This is a genomic window from Aquamicrobium soli (assembly GCF_042646345.1).
Taxonomy (GTDB): Bacteria; Pseudomonadota; Alphaproteobacteria; order Rhizobiales; family Rhizobiaceae; genus Mesorhizobium; species Mesorhizobium soli_A.
This window is the reverse complement of sequence record NZ_JBHRTK010000009.1, coordinates 88,881-110,322: the sequence shown is the minus strand read 5'-3', so window position 1 is coordinate 110,322 and position 21,442 is coordinate 88,881. Positions and strand designations below refer to the sequence as shown.

20 protein-coding genes are annotated in these 21,442 nt (G+C 66.0%); 9 read left to right on the top strand and 11 right to left on the bottom strand.

The window, feature by feature from the left end; genetic code table 11:
• Positions 1 to 21: 21 nt before the first annotated feature.
• Entirely contained in the window at positions 22 to 2,241 is a 2,220-nt protein-coding gene (locus ACFOHJ_RS07335; protein ID WP_378219833.1) for a 3-hydroxyacyl-CoA dehydrogenase NAD-binding domain-containing protein, read from the top strand.
• Between the two features lie 169 nt (positions 2,242 to 2,410).
• Here ACFOHJ_RS07335 and ACFOHJ_RS07330 read toward each other — a convergent pair whose 3' ends face one another.
• The 6 genes from ACFOHJ_RS07330 to dnaK all read right to left on the bottom strand — a co-directional run bounded on the left by ACFOHJ_RS07330 (position 2,411) and on the right by dnaK (position 8,014).
• The gene (locus tag ACFOHJ_RS07330) at positions 2,411 to 2,698 is read right to left on the bottom strand and encodes a DUF1330 domain-containing protein (RefSeq protein WP_378219832.1); all 288 of its coding nucleotides are present in this window, start codon (positions 2,696 to 2,698) and stop codon (positions 2,411 to 2,413) included.
• A 26-nt stretch (positions 2,699 to 2,724) separates the two neighbouring features.
• Positions 2,725 to 3,426 carry an orotidine-5'-phosphate decarboxylase gene (gene pyrF, locus ACFOHJ_RS07325; RefSeq protein WP_378219831.1) on the bottom strand — a complete coding sequence of 234 codons (702 nt, stop codon included), beginning with the start codon at positions 3,424 to 3,426 and terminating at the stop codon, positions 2,725 to 2,727.
• Entirely contained in the window at positions 3,423 to 4,010 is a 588-nt protein-coding gene (locus tag ACFOHJ_RS07320; RefSeq protein WP_378219830.1) for an NADPH-dependent FMN reductase, read from the bottom strand. The genes pyrF and ACFOHJ_RS07320 overlap by 4 nt, the downstream gene beginning before the upstream one ends.
• Positions 4,011 to 4,065: 55 nt before the next feature.
• Positions 4,066 to 4,671 carry a phospholipid N-methyltransferase PmtA gene (pmtA, locus tag ACFOHJ_RS07315; RefSeq protein WP_378219829.1) on the bottom strand — a complete coding sequence of 202 codons (606 nt, stop codon included), beginning with the start codon at positions 4,669 to 4,671 and terminating at the stop codon, positions 4,066 to 4,068.
• Between the two features lie 102 nt (positions 4,672 to 4,773).
• Complete coding sequence (gene dnaJ, locus ACFOHJ_RS07310; protein ID WP_378219828.1) at positions 4,774 to 5,904, bottom strand: molecular chaperone DnaJ; 1,131 nt, start codon at positions 5,902 to 5,904, stop codon at positions 4,774 to 4,776.
• A 193-nt stretch (positions 5,905 to 6,097) separates the two neighbouring features.
• Entirely contained in the window at positions 6,098 to 8,014 is a 1,917-nt protein-coding gene (dnaK, locus tag ACFOHJ_RS07305) for a molecular chaperone DnaK (protein WP_378219827.1), read from the bottom strand.
• A 343-nt stretch (positions 8,015 to 8,357) separates the two neighbouring features.
• Here dnaK and ACFOHJ_RS07300 point away from each other — a divergent pair, with 343 nt between their 5' ends.
• From ACFOHJ_RS07300 to ACFOHJ_RS07280, 5 genes are all read left to right on the top strand, one after another.
• Positions 8,358 to 9,698 (top strand): hypothetical protein, encoded by a 1,341-nt coding sequence (locus tag ACFOHJ_RS07300; protein ID WP_378219826.1) that lies wholly within the window; start codon positions 8,358 to 8,360, stop codon positions 9,696 to 9,698.
• A gap of 17 nt (positions 9,699 to 9,715) precedes the next feature.
• Positions 9,716 to 10,261 carry a DUF2249 domain-containing protein gene (locus tag ACFOHJ_RS07295; protein ID WP_378219825.1) on the top strand — a complete coding sequence of 182 codons (546 nt, stop codon included), beginning with the start codon at positions 9,716 to 9,718 and terminating at the stop codon, positions 10,259 to 10,261.
• Positions 10,261 to 10,584: a metal-sulfur cluster assembly factor gene (locus ACFOHJ_RS07290; protein WP_378219934.1), complete on the top strand. Its 324-nt coding sequence runs from the start codon at positions 10,261 to 10,263 to the stop codon at positions 10,582 to 10,584. The genes ACFOHJ_RS07295 and ACFOHJ_RS07290 overlap by 1 nt, the downstream gene beginning before the upstream one ends.
• 7 nt (positions 10,585 to 10,591) lie before the next feature.
• On the top strand, positions 10,592 to 11,053 hold the full coding sequence (locus ACFOHJ_RS07285) for a group III truncated hemoglobin (RefSeq protein WP_378219824.1): 462 nt from the start codon (positions 10,592 to 10,594) through the stop codon (positions 11,051 to 11,053).
• A 125-nt stretch (positions 11,054 to 11,178) separates the two neighbouring features.
• The gene (locus ACFOHJ_RS07280; RefSeq protein WP_378219823.1) at positions 11,179 to 11,343 is read left to right on the top strand and encodes a DUF3309 family protein; all 165 of its coding nucleotides are present in this window, start codon (positions 11,179 to 11,181) and stop codon (positions 11,341 to 11,343) included.
• A 293-nt stretch (positions 11,344 to 11,636) separates the two neighbouring features.
• On the opposite strand, the gene ACFOHJ_RS07275 is transcribed toward ACFOHJ_RS07280, so the two are convergent.
• Genes ACFOHJ_RS07275 through ACFOHJ_RS07265 form a run of 3 tightly spaced genes read right to left on the bottom strand, consistent with a single transcriptional unit; the run spans position 11,637 to position 14,125 of the window.
• On the bottom strand, positions 11,637 to 13,040 hold the full coding sequence (locus ACFOHJ_RS07275) for a phospholipase D family protein (RefSeq protein WP_378219822.1): 1,404 nt from the start codon (positions 13,038 to 13,040) through the stop codon (positions 11,637 to 11,639).
• Positions 13,041 to 13,098: 58 nt separating this feature from the next.
• Complete coding sequence (locus ACFOHJ_RS07270; RefSeq protein WP_378219821.1) at positions 13,099 to 13,920, bottom strand: endonuclease/exonuclease/phosphatase family protein; 822 nt, start codon at positions 13,918 to 13,920, stop codon at positions 13,099 to 13,101.
• A gap of 58 nt (positions 13,921 to 13,978) precedes the next feature.
• Positions 13,979 to 14,125: a hypothetical protein gene (locus ACFOHJ_RS07265; protein ID WP_378219820.1), complete on the bottom strand. Its 147-nt coding sequence runs from the start codon at positions 14,123 to 14,125 to the stop codon at positions 13,979 to 13,981.
• On the opposite strand from ACFOHJ_RS07265, the gene ACFOHJ_RS07260 reads away from it, so the two are divergent.
• Positions 14,124 to 16,460 carry a cation:proton antiporter domain-containing protein gene (locus ACFOHJ_RS07260; protein WP_378219819.1) on the top strand — a complete coding sequence of 779 codons (2,337 nt, stop codon included), beginning with the start codon at positions 14,124 to 14,126 and terminating at the stop codon, positions 16,458 to 16,460. The two genes, ACFOHJ_RS07265 and ACFOHJ_RS07260, sit on opposite strands and share 2 nt — an antisense overlap.
• Positions 16,461 to 16,485: 25 nt before the next feature.
• On the opposite strand, the gene hemA is transcribed toward ACFOHJ_RS07260, so the two are convergent.
• The gene (gene hemA / locus ACFOHJ_RS07255) at positions 16,486 to 17,763 is read right to left on the bottom strand and encodes a 5-aminolevulinate synthase (protein ID WP_378219818.1); all 1,278 of its coding nucleotides are present in this window, start codon (positions 17,761 to 17,763) and stop codon (positions 16,486 to 16,488) included.
• A 310-nt stretch (positions 17,764 to 18,073) separates the two neighbouring features.
• Between hemA and ACFOHJ_RS07250 the strand changes: the two genes are divergently transcribed.
• The gene (locus ACFOHJ_RS07250) at positions 18,074 to 19,324 is read left to right on the top strand and encodes a D-amino acid dehydrogenase (protein WP_378219817.1); all 1,251 of its coding nucleotides are present in this window, start codon (positions 18,074 to 18,076) and stop codon (positions 19,322 to 19,324) included.
• 2 nt (positions 19,325 to 19,326) lie between these two features.
• On the opposite strand, the gene ACFOHJ_RS07245 is transcribed toward ACFOHJ_RS07250, so the two are convergent.
• Positions 19,327 to 20,313 (bottom strand): Gfo/Idh/MocA family protein, encoded by a 987-nt coding sequence (locus tag ACFOHJ_RS07245; protein WP_378219816.1) that lies wholly within the window; start codon positions 20,311 to 20,313, stop codon positions 19,327 to 19,329.
• 122 nt (positions 20,314 to 20,435) lie between these two features.
• Between ACFOHJ_RS07245 and ACFOHJ_RS07240 the strand changes: the two genes are divergently transcribed.
• The gene (locus ACFOHJ_RS07240) at positions 20,436 to 21,437 is read left to right on the top strand and encodes an aldo/keto reductase (RefSeq protein WP_378219815.1); all 1,002 of its coding nucleotides are present in this window, start codon (positions 20,436 to 20,438) and stop codon (positions 21,435 to 21,437) included.
• Positions 21,438 to 21,442: the final 5 nt, after the last annotated feature.

Genomic DNA, 21,442 nt, shown 5'->3' with positions numbered 1-21,442 from the left:
ATTTCAAGGAGGAGAACTCCAATGGCTGACTACAAGAACTTCACCCTGGAAACCGACGCCGACGGCATCGCGCTGGTCGTCTGGGACATGCCCGACCGGTCGATGAACGTGTTCACCGAGGAGGTGATGCGCGAGCTGGATGCCATCGTCGACCGCGTGGCGGCTGAGGCGGCGATCAAGGGAGCCGTCATCGCCTCCGGCAAGGACACCTTCTCCGGCGGCGCCGATATCGCGATGCTGCAGAAGATGCTGAAAACCTTTGCCGTCGAAAAGGCCGCCGGCGTCGAAAAGGCGACGCAGAAGCTGTTCGAGACGGCCGGTTTCATGAGCGGCCTGTTCCGCAAGCTGGAAACCTGCGGCAAGCCTTGGGTCTCGGCCATCAACGGCACCTGTTTGGGCGGGGCCTTCGAACTGTCGCTTGCCTGCCACGCCCGCGTCGCCGCCGACAGCGATGCCGTGAAGATGGCGCTGCCGGAAGTGAAGATCGGCATTTTCCCGGGCGCCGGCGGCACCCAGCGCGTGCCGCGCCTGACCGACCAGCAGCAGGCGCTGCAGATGCTGACTTCCGGCCAGACGCTGACGCCGAAGAAGGCCAAGGCGATGGGGCTGGTCACCGAGATCGCCGCGCCGGACGCCCTGGTCGAGGCGGCCAAGGCGCTGATAAGGGGGGGCCTCAAGCCGGTCCAGCCCTGGGACGAAAAGGGCTTCAAGCTGCCGGGCGGGCCGGTTTATTCGATGGCGGGCGCCAATCTGTGGCCGCCGGCCATCGCCATCCTGCGCCGCGAGACTTATGGCAACTATCCGGCAGCGGCCGCGATCCTGAAATGCGTCTATGAGGGGCTGCTGGTGCCGTTCGACACCGCGCTCCGGATCGAGCTGCGCTATTTCACCGAGATCATGCAGAGCCGCGAGGCGGCCGCCATGATCCGCTCGTTGTTCATTTCGCTGCAGGAACTGAACAAGGGCGCGCGCCGGCCGGAGGGCGTACCGGAAACGGAGTTCAGGAAGATCGGCGTGCTCGGCGCCGGCTTCATGGGGGCGGGCATCGCCTATGTCACGGCCAGGGCCGGCATCCCGGTCGTGCTGCTCGACCGCGACGTGCCATCGGCCGAGAAGGGCAAGGCGCATTCCGCCGAACTGATGGACGGCCAGATCAGGAAGGGCCGGGCCACCCCGCAGGACAAGGAAAGACTGCTGTCGCTGATCACGCCGACCGACGCCTATGCCGACCTCGACGGCTGCGATCTCGTCATCGAGGCCGTGTTCGAGGATTCGGCGGTCAAGAAGGCAGCGACCGAACAGGCGGAGGCCATTCTGAAAGCTTCCGCTGTCCTTGCCTCCAACACCTCGGCGATTCCCATCACGGCGCTGGCGAAGAATTCGGCGCGGCCGAAGAATTTCATCGGCATCCACTTCTTCTCGCCGGTCGACAAGATGATGCTGGTCGAGATCATCCTGGGCAGGAAGACCGGCGACAAGGCGCTGGCGACGGCCATCGACTATGCGCGCGCCATCCGCAAGACGCCGGTGGTCGTCAACGACACGCGCGGCTTCTACGTCAATCGCTGCGTGCTGCGCTACATGTCGGAAGCCTACAAGATGCTGATCGAGGGCGTGCCGGCGCCGATGATCGAGAACGCCGCGCGCGCCGCCGGCATGCCGGTCGGGCCGCTGGCGCTGACCGACGAGACGGCCGTCGATCTTGCGCAGAAGATCATGCACCAGACGGTGCGCGACCTGGGCGAAAAGGCGGTCGACCCGGAACAGATGGAACTGATCGACACGCTGGTCGACAAGTTCGACCGCAAGGGCCGCAAGAACGGCAAGGGTTTTTACGACTATCCGGCCAAGCCCGCGAAAAAATCGCTTTGGCCGGGGTTGAAGGAGCTTTATCCGCAAAAGAAGCCGGAAGACGTCGACTTCGAGGAACTGAAGCAGCGCCTTCTGGCGGTGATCGCGCTGGAGGCGGCGCGGGTGATGGAAGAAAAGATCGTCACCGATCCGCGCGAGGCGGATGTCGGCTCCATCCTCGCCTTCGGCTTCGCGCCCTATACCGGCGGCACGCTGTCCTACATCGACGGCATCGGCGCGAAGCCGTTCGTGGCCTTGGCCAGGCGGTTGCAGAAGAAATACGGCGCCGAGTTCAAGCCGCCGAAGCTGCTTCTCGACATGGCCGAAAAGGGCGAGACGTTCTACGAACGCTTCGATCCTTATAGGAAGATGGAGAAGAAGGCCGCGTAGGGAGCGAACGTCAGTACCCCCACCCCCTCCCCTCCCCACAAGGGGAGGGGAGGTCGAAGAGCACGCCGTCAAGTCTCCCTCCCCCTTGTGGGGAGGGGCGGGGGTGGGGGTAGGAAACCCACGGCGACAGCGGATATTTCTTGATTGACGGCCCGTAGAGGACGGTCGCTCAGGGCCCTTCGACCAGTACGATCTCGCCGTCGGCGACGCTTTGGCGGATTTTCTTGGCGGCCTGATATTCGGGGGAGTTGTAGCAGTCCCTGGCGGCGGCGAGCGACTCGAACTCGATGACCACGTTGCGGGCGCGGCCGGGGCCTTCGACGATGTCATGGGCGCCACCGCGCGCCAAAAATTTCGCGCCGAAACGCTCGAAGGCCGGCTTGGCGGTTGCGACATAATCCTTGTAACGCTCCGGATCGCGGATATCGACCCGGGCGATCCAGTATCCCTTGGGCATTCTTTCTTCCTCCGTGACGGCGCCCGTCAGGCGGCGCCCATCTCGGCCAGAATAGCCCTCGCCGCCCCCTGCCTGTCAACCGCGCCGACGATGGGGCGGCCGACGACGAGGTGGCTGGAGCCGTTGCGGATGGCGTCCGCGGGCGTGACCACTCGCTTCTGGTCCCCATGGTCGGCTCCGGCCGGGCGGATGCCGGGCGTGACCACCGCCATGTCCGGCCCGACGATCTCGCGCACCGCCTTCGCTTCCGCGGCCGAACAGACGATGCCGCCCATGCCGGCCTCCCGCGCCTGCCTGGCGCGCCTAGCGACCAGCGTTTGCGGGTCGTCCGCGTAGCCGGCTTCGGCGAGGTCGGCGGCGTCCATGGAGGTCAGCACGGTGACGCCGAGCAGGCAGAGCCCGCTGCCCCGCGCCGCTTCCACCGCCGCCCGCATCGCCTTCGGATAGGCATGCAGGGTCAGCATCGTCATGCCCATGCGCGCGACGTTCTCGACGCCCTTGGCGACGGTGTTGTCGATGTCGAGCAGCTTCATGTCGAGGAAGACTTTCTTGCCCTCCGCCGCCAGGTCGCGGGCGAACTCCAGGCCGCCGGCGAACACGAGCTGGTAGCCGACCTTGTAGAAGGAAACGCTGTCGCCGAGTTCCCGTACCGCCTTTTGCGCCTCCGCGACGGTGGGCACGTCGAGGCCGACGATCAGCCGGTCGCGCAGGGCGTCATGGGTGGTCATGGTTCGATCCTCGTGGACAGCAGCCGGGCGCGTTCGATCAGGGCGGCGGCGACGGTTTCCATCGACCGGCGCAGGCTCTCGTCCTTCAGTTCGCCCATCTCGGTGAACGCTTCCGAGCCGCTCGGCACCGAGCATTCCGGCGTAATGACGTCCATCCGGCAGCGCACCAGCACCGTGCGCAGATGGGCGATGCAACGGATGCCGGCGAAGCGGCCGGCGGAGGACGAACACAGCGCCACCGGCTTGCCGGTCATGGGCTGGAACGGGTGCCCACCGTCCTGCCGAACGCGGCTCACCCAGTCGATGGCGTTCTTGAGCAGCGGCGGGATGGAGCCGTTATATTCGGGCGTGGCGATGAGAAGCCCGTCATGCGCGGCGAACTGGCGCGCCAGCTTCAGGGCGTTTTCCGGAATGCCGCTTTCCTTTTCCAGGTCCTGGTCGAGGATCGGCATCGGGTAGTCGGCCAGCGAAAGGCGCGTCACTTCCGCGCCCTGCAGGGCCAGTTCCCGCTGCGCGGCGTCGGCGGTCCGGCCGCTATAGGCGCCGGTGCGGATCGAACCGGCAAAGACGAGTATGCGTGGCATGAGATCGGCTGTGCTCCCTTGTCGAGGCGCAGCTATAGGCCATGTACCCGGCAAATCAATGCGCGGGTCGCCGATAAATCCACAGATGCGCCGGCGGGATGTTGCGCATGATGAAATCGAAGTGCTTGACCGTGTAGTCGCCCTTGCCGGCCGGGATCGGCGAAAGCGGGCCGTAGGTGATCTGCATCACCGGGCGCCCGGCCGGAATGCGGCCCAGCAAATCCTCCAGATAGGCGACGCGGCGCTTGATCGGGAAATTGAGCAGCGGCACGGCCGAGACGACGCAGTCGAAGACCATGTCGCGCTTGTCGCCGAGCGTCTCGGTGAGGTTGAAGGCGTCGCCCTCGATCACGTTCACCTCCGGATAGAGCCGGTGCAGATGGCGCACGAAATTGGGCGAGTATTCGATGGAATAGAGGTTCTGCGGCGCGATGCCTCGGGCAAGGATCGCCTTGGTGATGACGCCGGTTCCAGGCCCCGTTTCCAGAACCGGCAGGCCGGACGACGGATCGACGATGGACGCCATGCGCCGCGAGGTGATGGAACTGGTGGGGGCGATGGCGCCGACGGCTTTCGGCTTGTCCATCCAGCCCTTGAAGAACTTCAGTTCCTCATCGAACTTCTGGGTAAGGGCCTTGCGCAGTTGCGAACCACGTATCATGCAGAGTCTCCCTGATCCCCCGCACGCTACGTATCAGCTACGCGTCGGACCGCAAGACAGAATCGCACGAAAATGTCGCTGGCAAAACAGTTTTTGCCGTTTTCAGTTTTCGCCGAAAGATTCGAAGAAGTCCTTCATCCGCGAGAAAAAGCCGCTCGATTGCGGTGAATTCTCCTTGGAGGAAAGCTGCTCGAACTCCTCCAGCAATTCGCGCTGGCGCCGCGACAGGTTCTGCGGCGTCTCGACGGCGGTCTGGATGTAAAGGTCGCCGACATTGGGCTGGCGCAGCACCGGCATGCCCTTGCCCTTGAGGCGGAACTGGCGGCCGTTCTGGGTGCCTTCGGGCACCTTTACGCGGGTTTGCGTGCCGTCCAGCGTCGTCACCTCGAACTGGCCGCCGAGCGCGGCCGTGGTCATGGAGATCGGTACCTTGCAATAGAGGTCGGCGCCGTCGCGCTGGAAGAACTCGTGCGGCTTCACCGCGAGGAAGATGTAGAGGTCGCCGGCCGGGCCGCCGCGCTGGCCGGCCTCGCCCTCGCCGGCAAGGCGGATGCGGGTGCCGTCCTCGATGCCGGCCGGGATGTTGACCGACAGCGACCGTTCCTCGACGACGCGGCCCTGGCCGGCGCATTTCGGACACGGGTCCTTGATGGTCTGGCCGCGGCCCTGGCACTGCGGGCAGGTACGCTCGATGGAGAAGAAGCCCTGGCTCGCGCGCACCTTGCCGTGGCCGTTGCACATCGAGCAGGTGACCGGCTGGGTGCCGGGCTTGGCGCCGCTGCCCGAGCATTCGGTGCAGGCGATGGAGGCGGGCACGCGGATTTGCGCCGTCTTGCCGGTAAAGGCTTCCTCCAGCGAGATTTCCATGTTGTAGCGCAGGTCGGCACCGCGCTCGCGCCCGCCCGAGGAGCGGCGCCTGCCGCCCATCATGTCGCCGAAGATGTCCTCGAAGATGTCGGCGAAGCCGCCGGCCCCGAAGCCGTGGCCGCCGCCACCGTTCATGCCGCCGTTTTCGAACGCGGCGTGGCCGAAGCGGTCATAGGCGGCGCGCTTCTGCGGGTCCTTGAGGCACTCATAGGCCTCGTTGATTTCCTTGAACTTGTGCTCGCAGGCCTGGTCGCCTGGGTTGCGATCCGGGTGGAACTGCATGGCCAGCTTGCGGAAAGCGCTCTTGAGCTGTTTTTCGTCGGCCGAGCGCTCAACGCCAAGGGTCTCGTAGAAATCCGCCTTCATCTTGTCCCAATGCCCGGTGTGACCAGGTCTTCAGTCCCCTCGGCTGCCTTCGTGACAACGACGGCAGCAATGAGAAGATTTAGGTGTTTCCCGAACCGGATACCAGTGCAGGCATCGGGTTCATTGCGATTTTTGCGTGGCCACCTGTAAAAAAGCCCGGCCGAGACCGGGCTTTTCAGGAGTGCCGTAAGGTTCAGGCCGACTTCTTCTTGTCGTCGTCATCGTCGATTTCTTCGAAATCGGCATCGACGACATCGCCATCCTTGGCCGCGTCCGCCTTGGCGTCGGCTTCGGCCGCTTCCTTCTGGCTGGCCTCGTACATGGCCTGGCCGAGCTTCATCGAGACTTCTGCCAGCGTCTGGCTCTTGGCCTCGATCGCAGCCACGTCGTCGCCTTCGGCAGCCGTCTTCAGGGCGGCAATCGCTTCCTCGATGGCCTTGCGGTCATCCTCGGAAACCTTCTCGCCATATTCCTTCAGCGACTTCTCGGACGAGTGCGCCAGCGCTTCTGCCTGGTTGCGGGCCTCGACCAGCGCCTTGCGCTGCTTGTCGGCCTCGGCATTGGCCTCGGCGTCCTTCACCATCTTCTCGATGTCGGCGTCGGAAAGGCCGCCGGAAGCCTGGATGCGGATCTGGTGCTCCTTGCCGGTGCCCTTGTCCTTGGCCGAGACGTTGACGATGCCGTTGGCGTCGATGTCGAAGGTGACCTCGATCTGAGGCACGCCGCGCGGGGCCGGCGGAATGCCGACGAGGTCGAACTGGCCGAGCGCCTTGTTGTCGGCGGCCATTTCGCGTTCGCCCTGGAAGACACGGATGGTCACGGCCGACTGGCTGTCTTCGGCGGTGGAGAACACCTGGCTCTTCTTGGTCGGGATCGTCGTGTTGCGCTCGATCAGGCGGGTGAACACGCCGCCCAGTGTCTCGATGCCGAGCGACAGCGGCGTCACGTCGAGGAGCAGCACGTCCTTGACGTCGCCCTGCAGCACGCCGGCCTGGATGGCGGCGCCCATGGCGACGACCTCATCCGGGTTGACGCCCTTGTGCGGGTCCTTGCCGAAGAACTGCTTCACCACTTCCTGGACCTTGGGCATGCGGGTCATGCCGCCGACCAAAACCACCTCGTCGATCTCGCCCGCCTTCAGGCCGGCATCCTTCAGCGCCGCCTTGCACGGCTCGATGGTGCGCTGGACGAGGTCTTCGACCAGGCTTTCGAACTTGGCGCGGGTAAGCTTCATCGTCAGGTGCTTCGGCCCGGTGGCGTCAGCGGTGATGAAGGGCAGGTTGATTTCGGTCTGCGCGGAGGACGACAGCTCGATCTTGGCCTTTTCGGCCGCCTCCTTGAGGCGCTGCAGGGCGAGCTTGTCGTTCTTGAGGTCGATGCCCTGTTCCTTCTTGAACTCGGCCGCCAGGTATTCGACCAGCCGCATGTCGAAGTCCTCGCCGCCGAGGAAGGTGTCGCCGTTGGTCGACTTCACCTCGAACACGCCGTCGCCGATCTCCAGGACCGAGATATCGAAGGTGCCGCCGCCGAGGTCATAGACGGCGATGGTCTTGCCGTCCTTCTTGTCGAGGCCGTAGGCGAGCGCGGCGGCCGTCGGCTCGTTGATGATGCGCAGCACCTCGAGACCGGCGATCTTGCCGGCGTCCTTGGTGGCCTGGCGCTGGGCGTCGTTGAAATAGGCCGGAACGGTGATGACCGCCTTCTCGACCGTCTCGCCGAGATAGGCTTCCGCCGTTTCCTTCATCTTCTGCAGGATCATCGCCGAAATCTGGGAGGGCGACTGCTTCTTGCCGCCGGCTTCCACCCAGGCGTCGCCATTGTCGCCCTTGACGATCTTGTAGGGGACCAGGTCCTTGTCCTTGGACGTCACCGGGTCGTCGAAGCGGCGGCCAATCAGGCGCTTGACCGCAAAAATGGTGTTTTCAGGATTGGTCACCGCCTGGCGCTTGGCAGGCTGGCCGACCAGACGCTCGCCGTCGCTGGTGATGGCGACGATCGAAGGGGTCGTGCGCGCGCCTTCCGCGTTCTCAATGACCTTGGGCTCCTTGCCGTCCATGATGGCGATGCAGGAGTTGGTCGTGCCGAGGTCGATGCCGATTACTTTTGCCATATCTGTTCTCTCCACTAAGCAGGCCTTCCGGACCCATAAGGCGTTCCGTGGAAGACCCCTGTTCACAAGAAAATTTCCGTTCCGGCAACCGGATCCGTTTCCGGTGCTGAACGGCTTGCGGCGTATATAAGAACAGGCTTCGCGGGGCGCAAGCATTCTGCGCGAGACATTCACCGCCGGCTGTTTTGCCGAAAGGACGCCGCCAGTTTGCGCTTTCGCAAACACGGCCCGGCCAACCATGGCTAGGGTCGGGTCCTGAAACGGACTTGAAGGGCATGATCGGCATGTGCGGCCCGCAGCAATCACCGGAAATCCAGCAGGGTCGGCAGCGGGGCCAGCGGCCATGATGGGGGCAGCGCTTTCCCGCTGGACGATGGCTTATTTCGCCGCAGCGCTCCTGTTCCTGGTTGCGGCGCAGGGGCTGATGGTCGCCGGCTACGGCTTCCCCGCCGATCCCGTCGAGGCGCCCGAAAGCCTGCTCCTCGTCCATATGGTCACCATCGGCTGGCTCAGCCTGCTGATGTGCGGGGCCTTGTTCCAGTTCGTGCCGGTGCTGGTGGCGCGCCCGCTCCTCGGCGCGCGGCTGGTGCTGCCGGCGCTGATCGTGCTGCTGGCGGGCCTTGTCTGCCTGCTGTGCGGCTTCCTGCAACTGGCCGGCGTCATCGATCCGCCCCTGTCGCCGCTCGGGCCTGCCGGCGTGCTGCTGCCGACGGGTTTCGCGCTGGTGGTCGGCGTCTTGGGGGCGACGCTGTGGGCCGGGCGGCCCCTGCCGCTGCCGGCGCGCTTCGTCACCGCCGGGCTCGCCTCGCTGGTGGTGGCGGCCCTGCTCGGCGCGCTGTTTGCCCTGCAACTCTCCGGTTTCGCCACCTTCGGCATCGATTGGCGCGGGGCGGCGCTGCCGACCCATGTGAGCGCCGGCTTCGGCGGCTGGCTGACGCTGACGGCGGTCGGCGTCAGCTACCGGCTGCTGCCGATGTTCATGCTTTCGCCGGACAAGGCGCGCCTTTCCGGCCATGCCGTGCTGTGGTGCGGCGTGGCGGCGATGGTGCTGATGGTGATCGTGGCGCCGTTCGAGGCCGCGTTCGGCGGGCCGGGCGTGGCAGCACCCCTGGCCGGGCTGGCGGTGGTCGCCGCTATTGTCTTTTACGGCGCCGACCTCGTTTTTTTCTACCGCAACCGCAAGCGGCGCAAGATCGAGCTCAACAGCCGCTCGGCCATCGGCGCGTTTGCCGGGCTCTATCTGTCGGCGCTGCTGATCGCGATCCTGGCGCTGACGGGCAGCCTGGCCGGGCAGGCGCCGGCGGCCCTCTACCTGGTGGCCTTCGGCTGGTTGAGCGGGCTCGGCCTGTCGCAGCTCTACAAGATCGTGCCTTTCCTGACCTGGCTGGAATGCTACGGTCCGGTCATGGGCAAGACGCCGACGCCGCGCGTTCAGGACCTCGTCAGCGAGCGGCGCGACGGCGTCTGGTTCCTGCTTTACTTCGCCGGCGTGCTGGCCGGCACCGGTGCCTTGCTGGCGGGCCAGACCGGCCTGTTCCGGCTGGCGGCGGCGGCGACCCTTGCCGCGACGCTGGCGCTGGTGGTCGAACTGGTGCTGGCGCGGCGCCTGTTCAATGTCCAGGGCAGCCTGCGCTTGCCCGCCGGCACGACGCAGCCGCGGCTGTTCCTGCCCGCGCCACGATAATCGACTGGGAGTTTCCGATGAGCGTTCCGCATTACGACCTCGATGTCCGGCCCATCCTGCGATCAGGCGGCGAGCCGTTCAGCGTCATCATGGAGGCGGTCGGCAAGCTGGCGCCGGGGCAGGGCCTGCGGCTTCTGGCGACCTTCAAGCCGGTACCGCTGTTTCATGCGCTGGGCGCGCGAGGCTTCGAATCCTCGGCCCGCGAGATCGGCGGGGGCGACTGGGAAGTGATCTTCGCGCCGACGGGCGCGGCGGCCCAGCCGCCCGTAAATTCAGCCGCCGGCCAGCAAGGGGGCGGCCGGCCGGGGACAGGGTCCGCGTGGCCCGAGCCGGTCAGCGAGATGGACAACCGCGACCTCGAACCGCCGGAGCCGATGGTGCGTACGCTGGAGGGCGTGGAGGCGCTGGCGCCCGGGCAGACGATCGCGGTGCTGTTGCCGCGCGAGCCGGTGTTCCTGTTCGAGGAGTTGCGTTCGCGCGGCCATGTCTGGCGCGGCGGCTTCGAGCCGGAGGGCCATTACCGCGCCGTCATCCGCCGCGGCGGCGGGGAGCCGGCCTCATGATCGAGGAAGAGCGGAAGGCGCTGTTCGTCGCCGGCATCCGCCAGGCGCTGCGACTGGTCATCGACCCGGAACTCGGCGAGAATATCGTCGATTTGGGGCTGGTCTATGCGATAGAGGTTGAAGACGGCGTCGTTCGTATCGAAATGACGACGACGACGCGCGGCTGTCCGGCCACCAGCTATCTCAAGGAAGCCGCGGAGCAGGCGGCGTGGGCGCTGCCGGGCATCCACTATGTCGAGGTCAAGCTGACCTACGAGCCGCCATGGACGCCCGAACTGATGAACGAGGAAGCCAAGGCCCATCTCGGGTTTGCAGGAGCATGAGGCGGCGATGAACGACACACCCCGGACCAGCACCATCGTCATCGACGGCGTGCCCCTGCCGGACAGGCTCGACGAGGACCTGGTCCATGCCGTGGTCCACGGCTTCTATGACAAGATCCGCGCCGACGAGCTGCTTGGCCCCATTTTCTACAGCGTCATTCCGCCCGAGGCGTGGCCGCGCCATCTGGCCAAGATGTGCGATTTCTGGTCGTCGCTGCTGCTCAGGACCGGGCGCTACGACGGCCGGCCGATGCCGGCGCACCTGGCCATACCGGGGATCGGCGAAGAGCATTTCCGCCGCTGGCTGACGCTGTTTCGCGCCACCGTCAACGACCTTTGCCCGCCCGAGATCGCCTCGCTGTTCATGGACCGGGCATTGCGCATCGCCCACAGCTTCCGCATGGCCATCGCCTTCAGCCGCGGCGAAAGCACGATGGATATCGAGCCGATCTACGAACATACCCTTTAGTCGCATCCGCCCGGGCGGATGCGGGCTTTCCGGGCTTGCGAGCGGCGCAGGGAACGGGATTGCCGATTGCGGCGTTTCCCTAGCCAATGGCGCCGAGCGTGGCGCGGCAATCGAAGGAGGCTCCGATGGGCTTAGGCACCATTCTCATCATCATTCTGATCCTGGCGCTGCTGGGCGGCTTCAGCGGCATCGGCGGCGGCCCGTTCTACGGCACCGGCTATTATGGCGGCGGCGGGCTCGGCCTCCTCCTCATCATCGTCCTTATCCTCGTCGTCCTCGGGAGGTTGTAACCAGTAGCACGTTTCCCGAAAATTGTTCCGGTTTCGGACATTCCCTATAGGAAGCGACTGGCCTTACTCGCTGGCGTCATTCCGGGCCGCGCAGCGGACCCGGAATCCAGTGCGCCGGCCTTATTTGTTTAGCCTCGGATCGGCAGCGTCTCTCTCTGGGTTCCGGGTTCCGCTGCGCGGCCCCGGAATGACGGACTGCGTGCGAACAGCGCCTGTCTCCTACCGTTACGCACCCGAAGCCGGGCATTTCCACTTATACCCCGCTCCAAACCCTGACGGTCCAGACGTCCTGGCTAGAGTTGGGATTCGATCGGCAGGTGGCGCACCAGCAGGGCAAGCGCACGGCGTGACAGGCTGGCTTCCGGCTCGCGCGTGTACTGCAGCATCTGCCCCTGGTCGATCCCCGTCCACACCAGCCTGCCGTCACGCAGGGTGACGGCATAGCTCGTCTGCGGCAGGATTTCATGGTCGAAGCGGCGGCGCAGTTCGGCCACCAGCGCCTCGTCGTGGAACAGCACGCCCATCTCGGCGTTCAGCGACACCGAGCGCGGATCGAAGTTGAACGAGCCGACGAAGCCGGTCTTGCCGTCCACGGTGAACGCCTTGGTGTGCAGGCTGGCGCCCTTGGAACCGAACACGGAAATCTTGGCCTGGTGACTGAACGGCTGCAACTCGAACAGCCGGATGCCGGCCTTGAGCAGGCGCTTGCGGTAATTCGCATAGGCGCCGTGAACGGTGGCGACGTCGGTGGCGGCCAGCGAATTGGTCAGCGCCGTCACCTCGGTGCCTCGTGCGACGAGGCCGGACAGGATCGCGGTGCCCTTCCGGCCCGGGATGAAGTAGGGCGAGGCGATTTCAAGTTCCTTGCGCGCCGTCTGGATCAAGGGAAGCAGTTCCCGCATCAGCCAGCTTCTGGTTTTCTCGCCGCGCACCTTTTCCGGCGGATCGGAAATGACGCGCGCCGTATCGGTCCAGTGGAAGCCGTCGCCGGTGGCGATGCAGCGCGCGATCGCATGCAGGTCGCCGATGCCGTGCAAAAGCTGCGCGTCGGCGGTGGTGTCGATGCGGGTGACGAAGCCCGCCTTGGCGGCCGGCCTCTTTTTCGAGTGCAGCGCATCGATGCTCCACGCCGCGCTCGACTGCCAGAACGACTCGAAGATGCGCGCGGTCTGTTCGACCGCCGGGCCGACCAGCAGCAGGTCGAGGTCGCGGAAATTGGTCTCGGCGGCGTCGAAATAGGCATCGCCGATGTTGCGGCCGCCGACGATGGCGAGCGTGCCGTCGGCGATCCAGGCCTTGTTGTGCATGCGCCGCGTCATGGCGAACAGCCGGAACACCATTTCGGCGGCCCGAAGCAGGCTGCCGTTTCGCATGCCGCTCGGGTTGAACAGTTTCAGCTCGATGTTGGGGTGGGCGTTGAGTGCCAGATAGGCGGCGTCGCTGCCGCGCGGGTTGATGTCGTCGAGCAGGATGCGCACGCGCACGCCGCGTTCGGCGGCCCGCACCACTTCCTGCATCAGCACGCGCCCGGTGTGGTCGTCGTGCCAAAGATAGTACATGAGGTCGAGGCTGCGAACCGCGCCCCGGGCCGCGAGCACGCGCGCGGCGAAGGCATCGTAATTGTCCGCGATCAGCAGCAGGCCGCTGTTGCCGGCCGCGATCTTGTCCTGGGCAAATTGCGAAACCGCTATGTCCATCCGCTTCCACTCGCCATGCGGTGCCGGGAGGCGGCACACCAGCGTCAAGCTGAACGTTTCAAACGGGATCCGGTTGCTTCGGCGCCTCGCCCAGGACTTCGAGGTTGAGGCGGGCCTTGATCGGCAGATGGTCGGACGCGACCCGGGCGAGCGGCGTCTGGTGCACCTCGATGCGGGTGATCAGGCTTGCCGGCCGCGCCATGATGCGGTCGAGCGCCAGCAGCGGATAGCGCGAGGGAAAGCTCGGCAGCACCGCGTGGATCGGCCCGAAATGCGGCAGCAGCGCCAGCAGCGACGAGCGGTTGCGCACTCGCCATTCGTTGAGGTCGCCGAGCAGGATCGTTGGCTTCGAGACGGAGCGCGTCGCCTCGACCAGCGCGCTAGCCTGTTGCGAGCGGGAACGCCGCAGCAGGCCGAAATGCGCGGCAACGACGCGCAGGCTTATTCCCTTGAGTTCGAGGTCGACGATGATCGCGCCGCGCGGCTCGAAGCCGGGCAGCCTGACCTGCCGGACATCCTGGACGATGCCGCGCCGGGCGAGGATGAGGTTGCCGTGCCAGCCATGGCTGCCGTGGTTTGCCGGCGTGTGGGTCGGAACCAGGTCGGTCTCGCGCTGCAACGCCTCGAGGTCGAGCAGGCCGAGTCGCGCGCCGGTGCGCTCGTCGGCTTCCTGCAGGGCGATGATGTCGGCATCGATCTCGCCGACCACGCGCGCCACGCGCCCGGGATCGAAGCGGCCGTCGGTGCCGACGCATTTATGCACGTTGTAGGAGGCGATGGTGGTGGAGGCGCCTTCGCCGGCGAAGTCGATGAAGCCCGGCGCCTTCTTGCGAAGGGCGGCCGCCAGCGAGGAAGGCAGGGTCTGTGCGTGATCGGGCATGCGCTTGGCGGAATGCTTTATTCGGAAGGGGAATCGCCTGTTGCCTAGTGCGTCTTCGTCAATGGGCATGTCGGTCAATGGTTCCCCGGAAGCGGTTCCACGGTTGACGCGGCGCGGCCGCATCGGAAAAAGAATAGGGTTCGATGCAACATAAATCCACTTCGGCTTGTTCATAGAAGGTAATTACGGGGTAGAACTGTTTCATGAATCGAAGTTCCGGCGTCCGGCGACTTTCCAGCACAGCCATCGGCACGGGCGCGGCGCTTCTGCTCGCCGGCCAGGCATGGGCTGCCGAAGGGGCCGCGGCCGGGGCGGCAATGGCCGGTTCGAGCGAAGCGGCTTTCGTCGCGGAAATCGTGCTGCTTCTCGTTCTCGGGCGCGGGCTTGGGGAAATCCTCCAGCGCATGGGCCAGCCTGCGGTGATGGGGCAGTTGATCGGCGGCATCGTGCTGGGGCCGTCGCTGCTCGGCTGGCTGTGGCCGTCGGCGCAGCATTTCGTCTTTTCCGGCGATCCGGTCCAGAAGAGCATGATCGATGCCGTCTCGCAGCTCGGCGTCCTCATGCTGCTTCTGCTGACCGGCATGGAAACGGACATGAAGCTGGTGCGCAGGGTCCGCAAGGCCTGCATCTCCATTTCCGCTACCGGCGTCGCCGTGCCGTTTGCCTGCGGTTTCGTGCTGGCGCAGTTCCTGCCGCCCGAACTGCTGCCCGAGCCGGACGAGCGCATCGTCGCCGGGCTTTTCCTCGGCACGGCGCTGTCGATCTCCTCGGTGAAGATTGTCGCCATGGTGGTGCGGGAGATGAATTTCATGCGCCGCGACCTCGGTCAGGTCATCGTTTCCTCGGCCATCGTGGAGGATACGGTCGGCTGGCTGATCATCGCCGTCACCTTCGGCATCGCCACCCATGGCAGGGTCGAGGTGCTGCCGCTGCTCGGCACGGTCACCGCCGTTGCGGTCTTCATGGTGTTCAGCTTCACCCTCGGGCGGCGCATCGTGTTCACCCTCATCCGCTGGACCAACGACGCCTTCCGCAGCGAATATGCGGTCATCACCATGATCCTCGTCATCATGGGGGTGATGTCGCTGATCACCGACATGATCGGCGTGCACTCGGTGTTGGGCGCTTTCGTCGCCGGCATCCTGATCGGCGAATCGCCGATCCTGTCGGACCATATCGAAGGCCAGTTGCGCGGCATCATCACGGCCCTGTTCATGCCCGTGTTCTTCGGCGTGGCCGGCCTTTCCGCCGACCTTACCGTGCTGGTCGACCCGAGCTTGGCGCTGCTCACGCTCGGCCTGGTCGTCATCGCCAGCATCGGCAAGTTCAGCGGCGCCTTCCTCGGCGGCAAGATGGCGGGCCTTTCGCGCAAGGAGGCGATTGCCGTCGGCTGCGGCATGAATGCGCGCGGCTCGACCGAGGTGATCGTCGCCAGCATCGGCCTGTCGATGGGGCTGCTGTCGGAAACCCTGTTCACCATGATCGTCACCATGGCGGTCATCACCACGCTGGCCATGCCGCCGATGCTGCGCTGGGCGCTGGGGCGCCTGCCGATGGGCGAATTGGAGAAGGAGCGGGTCGAGCGCGAGGAGCTCGACCAGCGCGGCTTCGTCTCAAAACTGCAACGCCTGCTTCTTGCCGCCGACGACAGCGCGGTCGGGCGCTTCAGCGCCTATCTCGCCGGCCTGATCGGCGGCGGGCGCGGCATGCCGACGACCTTCCTGCACCTGGCCACCAAGGAGCCGCCGGCCGGCGCCAAGGGATCGCCGAAACACGTGGAAACCATCCGCGAAGGCGCCAAGGCGAGCGCCATGGCGGTACGGGAAGGGGAAAATACCCCGGTCGACAAGGTTCACCTGAGTTCACGCACCGAAGTCGGCGCTACCGGCAAGACCATCGCCGAGGAAGCCCGCAAGGGCTACGACATGCTGATCGTCGGCCTCAACAACGCCCTGACCGCGAAGGGCAATTTCACCGCACGCCTGACCGACATCGCCGGCGGCTTCGACGGACCGCTGTGCCTGGTCATGAAAGGCACCGGCGGTGCGGCGGACATGCCGGCCCTGCGTTCGGACGAAACCATCCTGGTGCCGGTCAACGGCACCGAGGCCTCGCGCCGCGCCGCCGAACTGGCGTTGGCTCTGGCGCGCCCGAACCGAACGCGGGTGCGGGCGCTCTATGTTGCGCACGAGGACAAGAGCAGCCATCTGCTGTCCTCGATCTCGCACCGCCGCGAGGAGGCCGTGCTGAAGGACATCGCCCATCTCGGCGAGCGTTATGGCGTCACCGTCGTGACCGCGATGCGGGTGCAGGGTGCCGCCGGCGCCGCCATCCGCAAGGAAGCGGCCAAGGGCGTCGCGCTGATCGTGATGGGCGCCACCCAGCGGCCGGGCGACGAGCTGTTCTTTGGCGATACGGCCGCCATGGTGCTGGGGAAAAGCCGCGTGCCGGTCGTGCTGCTCACCACCGGCAGGGTCAGCCGCGACGACGCCGAGCAGGAAGCCCGGCGCTCCGCCGGGCCCGACCCCGCGTCGGAATGAAGGGAATTGTGAAGGGGCCGGCTGTTCAGCCGCCGGACTTCGGCACCAGAAGCGGGACGATGCGCTCGCTTTCCGTCACGGCCGGGCGGCCGGCGCCGCTATAGGGAATGCCGAGCGCATCCCACGTCTCGACCAGCGCGCCCTGCAATTCGAGGATCAGCTCGTCGGAGTGGTAGGGCGTGGGCGTGATCCGCAGCCGCTCGGTGCCGCGCGGCACCGTCGGGTAGTTGATCGGCTGGATGTAGATGCCGTGCACGCCGAGCAGGCGGTCCGTGGCCATCTTGCACAGTTCGGGGTCGCCGACCAGGATCGGCACGATATGGGTGGTCGAGGCCATCACCGGCAGGCCGGCGGCCGAAAGGATGTGCTTGGTGTGGGCGACCTGACGCTGCTGGGCGTCGCGCTCCGCCTGCGAGGCCTTCAGGTGGCGGATGGCGGCGGTGGCGCCCGCGGCGATCGCCGGCGGCAGCGCGGTGGTGAAGATGAAGCCCGGCGCATAGGAGCGCACGGCGTCGATCACCGCCCGCGTGCCGGTGATATAGCCGCCGAGCGTGCCGAACGCCTTGGCGAGCGTGCCTTCGATGATGTCGATGCGGTCGGCCAGCCCCTCGCGCTCGGTGATGCCGCCGCCGCGCCCGCCATACATGCCCACCGCATGGACCTCGTCGATATAGGTCATGGCGTTGTACTTGTCGGCGAGGTCGGCGATTTCCTTGATCGGCGCGACGTCCCCGTCCATCGAGTAGACGCTCTCGAACACGATCAGCTTGGCGCGCTCGCGGCCCGCCGCCTGCAGCAGGCTTTCCAGGTGGGCGACGTCGTTGTGGCGGAAAATCTTCTTTTCCACGCCCGAGCGGCGCACGCCCTCGATCATCGAGGCGTGGTTGAGCTCGTCCGAAAGGATCAGGCAGTTCGGCAACAGCCGGGCGATGGTCGAGATCGAGGCCTCGTTGGAGATGAAGCCGGAAGTGAAGGCAAGCCCCGCCTCCTTGCCGTGCAGGTCGGCGAGTTCATGCTCGAGTTCGACCAGCGGGTTGCTGGTGCCGGAAATGTTGCGGGTGCCGCCGGCGCCGGCGCCCATGCGGCCGGCAGCGGTCTGGAAGGCGGCGACGACATCGGGATGCTGGCCCATGCCGAGATAGTCGTTGGAGCACCAGACGGTGATCTCCTGCGCCCGGCCGTTGGCCCGCCAGATCGCGCGCGGGAATTTGCCGACGATGCGTTCGAGGTCGGCGAAGACCCGGTAGCGCCGCTCCGCGTGGAGCTGGTCGATGGCATCTTCAAAAAAGCGCTGGTAGTTCATGCGGGGGTCCCGAATTTTGCGTGGATCATACCCATTGCCTGTTTTGACGTCCACCGATGCGTTTGGTCAAAATGCCACGCCTTTGCGGGGAGCATTCTAGACGCGGTTCCATCGCGTTTTTCCTTGCGCCAGCGCAAGTTTCCGTCGATCCGGCCGCGTCCGGTGTGGAATGCGGGCGGGAGCGCTTCCATAGGACGGTTAACAGGTTTATCGCTGCCTTGCAGCCCTGCCGCCGTTTGAGGCAGTTTCAGGCGCGCAAGGGGTATTCGGCAACGGCCGGCCTTCGGGCCGGCAGGTCTTCGGGGAAGGCATGAAAGTTCTTGTTCTGGGCGCGGGCGTGGTCGGCACCGCCGCCGCCTATTATCTGGCGAGGGACGGACACGAGGTCACCGTCATCGAGCGGCACGCGACGGCGGCGCGCGGCACCAGCTATTCCAACGCCGGTCTGGTCTCGCCGGGCGACGCCACCGCATGGGCCTCGCCGGCTGCGCTGAAGACGTTCATCCGCGGCATTTTCAATCATGAACTGGGCATCCGGGTGCGGTGCCGGCTCGACCCCTACCTGTTCGCCTGGAGCCTGCGCTTCCTGCGCCAATGCACCCGCGCGCGCATGCGCGCCAACACCGACGTCAAGATCAGGATGGCGCTCTATTCGCGCGAATGCATCAACGCGCTGAGTGCCGACACCGGGATCGCCTATGACGGGCGCAGCAAGGGTATCCTTTACCTGTTCCGTTCGCAGCAGAGCCTGGATCAAGGCTCGCAGAACTATCTCTATCTCGGCAGGCATGGGCTCGACGTCGAGGTCGTGGACCGCACCCGCCTGCTTCAGCTGGAGCCGGGGCTGGCCAACAGCCGCGGCCCGCTTGCCGGCGCCGTCTATTCGCCGATGGACCAGACCGGCGATTCCCGCCTGTTCACCGAGGCGCTGGCCGCCTATGCCGCCGAAAAGCTCGGCGTGAAGTTTCTCTATGGCACGACCGTCGAGGCTCTCGATACCGAGGGTGACCGGGTGCGCGCGGTCGTGACATCCGCCGGGCGGATTGAAGCCGACGCGGTTGTACTGTCGATGGGGCCGGAAAGCGGTGTGTTCGGGCGCCGCTACGGCATCGACCTGCCGGTCTACCCGGTCAAGGGCTACACCGCGACCATGCCGCTCGAGGACCCGGCGCTCGGGCCGACCATGGGCGGGGCCGACGAGGACAGTTTCGTCGCCTATTCGCGGCTCGGCAACCGGTTGCGGCTGACCTCCACCGCCGAGTTCACGGGCTTCGATCGCAGTTTCGGGCCCCGGGATTTCCGGTCTCTTTTCAGGACCGGCCACGAGCTGTTCCCCGGCGCCTTCGACGAGAAGAAGGCCGAGCTCTGGGCCGGGCTTAGGCCGATGATGCCGAATTCCATCCCCGTGTTCGGGCCGGCGCGGTTCCGCAACTTCTATCTCGACACCGGCCACGGCCATCTTGGCTGGACCATGGCCTGTGGTTCCGGGAAATTCCTTGCCGACCTGGTCGCCAGCCGCAAGCCGGAGATCGACACGCAGGGGCTGATCTACAAGGGATAGGGCTATACCGCTTCCCAGCCGTCATGCGCGCCGGCGCGGAAGATCGCGTCGATCACCTTCTGGTTGAGCACCGATTCCTCGAGCGTGAACACCTTGTCGCCCCCGCCGAACGCGGCCCGCGCGAAGGCCTCGACCTGCAGCCGGTACTGCTGGGCGACGGGAAAGCGGAACACCTGCGTTTGCGTGTGGTGCTGGTCGTGCAGTTCGATGCGGTGGTGGTCGTAGCGCCCGGCGTTGAACGGCGAGGCGACCTCGATGAAACCCTTGTCGCCGTGGAAGACCATCGTTTGGCGCGCCGCCAACTGCGTCGACAGGTAGAAGGACAATTCGAAATCGCCGAAATCGGCGCGCACGGAGGAATAGATGTCGGTGCCGAAATCGCTGTCGCGTTCGATGCTCGCCTGGACGCGCAGCGGCTCGCGGCCCGTCGCGAAGCGGGTGGAAACGATGGGGTAGACACCGATATCGGGCAGCGCGCCGCCACCGAGGTCGAGCTGGTTTCGCATGTTGCCCGGATCGACGTTGTGGTAGGAGAACGCGCCCTGGACATGGCGCAGCCGGCCGATGGCGCCTTCCGCGATCAGGTCGCGCAGCTTGATCCACTGCGGATGGTAGGTGACCATGAAGGCCTCGCTGACCAGCACCTGCTTTTCATCGCGCAGCGCGATCAGCGGCAGGATGTCGCCGGCGGCAAGCGCCAGCGGCTTTTCCACAAGCACGTGCTTGCCGGCCTTTATCGCCCTGGCCGTCCATTCGACATGCTGCGACGTGGGCAGCGGGATATAGACGCCGTCGACGCCATCGCTGGCCAGCAGTTCCTCATAGGAACCGAAGGCATGGGCCGCGCCGAAACGGGTCGCCAACGCCCGCGCCCTGTCGATGTCGCGGCTGGCAACGGCCGTCAGGATGCCGTTGTCGGCCTCGGCGATGGCGGGCAGCACCTGCTCGCGTCCGATCCTGGCCGTCGAAAGAACACCCCAGCGAAACATCGTGCATCCTCTCCAGATCGTGACGACCCAAGCTTTGCCCGAAAAGGCCGGTTGTGCCAAGGTCGCGGGAACCCCATCATCGGCGTTTGCCAGCCGGCGCGCTACGACAAGGACATGGCCATATGAACGTACGCAAGCTTGGAACCGAACTCGCCGTCTTTCCAGTCGGCCTCGGCTGCATGTCGATGAGCCACGGCTATGGCTATGGCGGCCAGGACGAGAACGAGGCGATCAGGACGCTGCACCGGGCCGTCGAACTCGGGGTGAACTTCTTCGATACGGCGGAGGTCTACGGCCCTTTCAACAACGAAATCCTCGTCGGCAAGGGGCTGCGGCCGCTGCGGGACAAGGTCAACATCGCCACCAAGTTCGGCTTCAACGTGGTGGAGACGCCGGAAGGGCCGAAGCAGCTACCCGGCCTCAACAGCAGGCCCGGCCATGCGCGCGCGGTTGCGGAGGGGTCGTTGAAACGGCTCGGCATCGAGGTGATCGACCTCTTTTACCAGCACCGCGTCGATCCCGAGGTGCCGATCGAGGAAACGGTGGGCGAGATGGCCGAACTGGTTCGCGAGGGCAAGGTGCGGGCGATCGGCCTGTCGGAGGTCAGCGTCGCCACCCTGCGCAAGGCGCACGCCGTGCACCCCATCGCCGCCGTGCAGAGCGAATACTCGCTTTGGACCCGCGATCCCGAGGCGGGCATGCTGGCGGCATGCCGGGAACTCGGGGTCGGCTTCGTGCCGTTCAGCCCGCTCGGGCGGGGCTTTCTGGCGGGAGCGATCAAGTCGGCGGACCAGCTTGGCGAAGGCGATTTCCGCCGCGGCCTGCCGCGCTTCGAGGCGCAGAACATCGAACGGAATCTGGCGGCTGTGGCCCGGCTGGAGAAGCTTGCCGCCGCCAAGGGCGTCAGCGCGGCGCAACTGGCGCTGGCCTGGGTGCTCGCGCAAGGCGATTTCATCGTGCCGATCCCCGGCTCGCGCAAGGTCGGCAACCTGGAACAGAACGTCGCCGCCGCCGCCATCGCGCTGAGCCCGGCCGAACTCGCCGAGATCGGCAACCTGATCACGCCGGACCAGATTGCCGGGGCACGCTATGGCGATGCCGCCATGGCGCAGACCAATCGGTAAGGCAA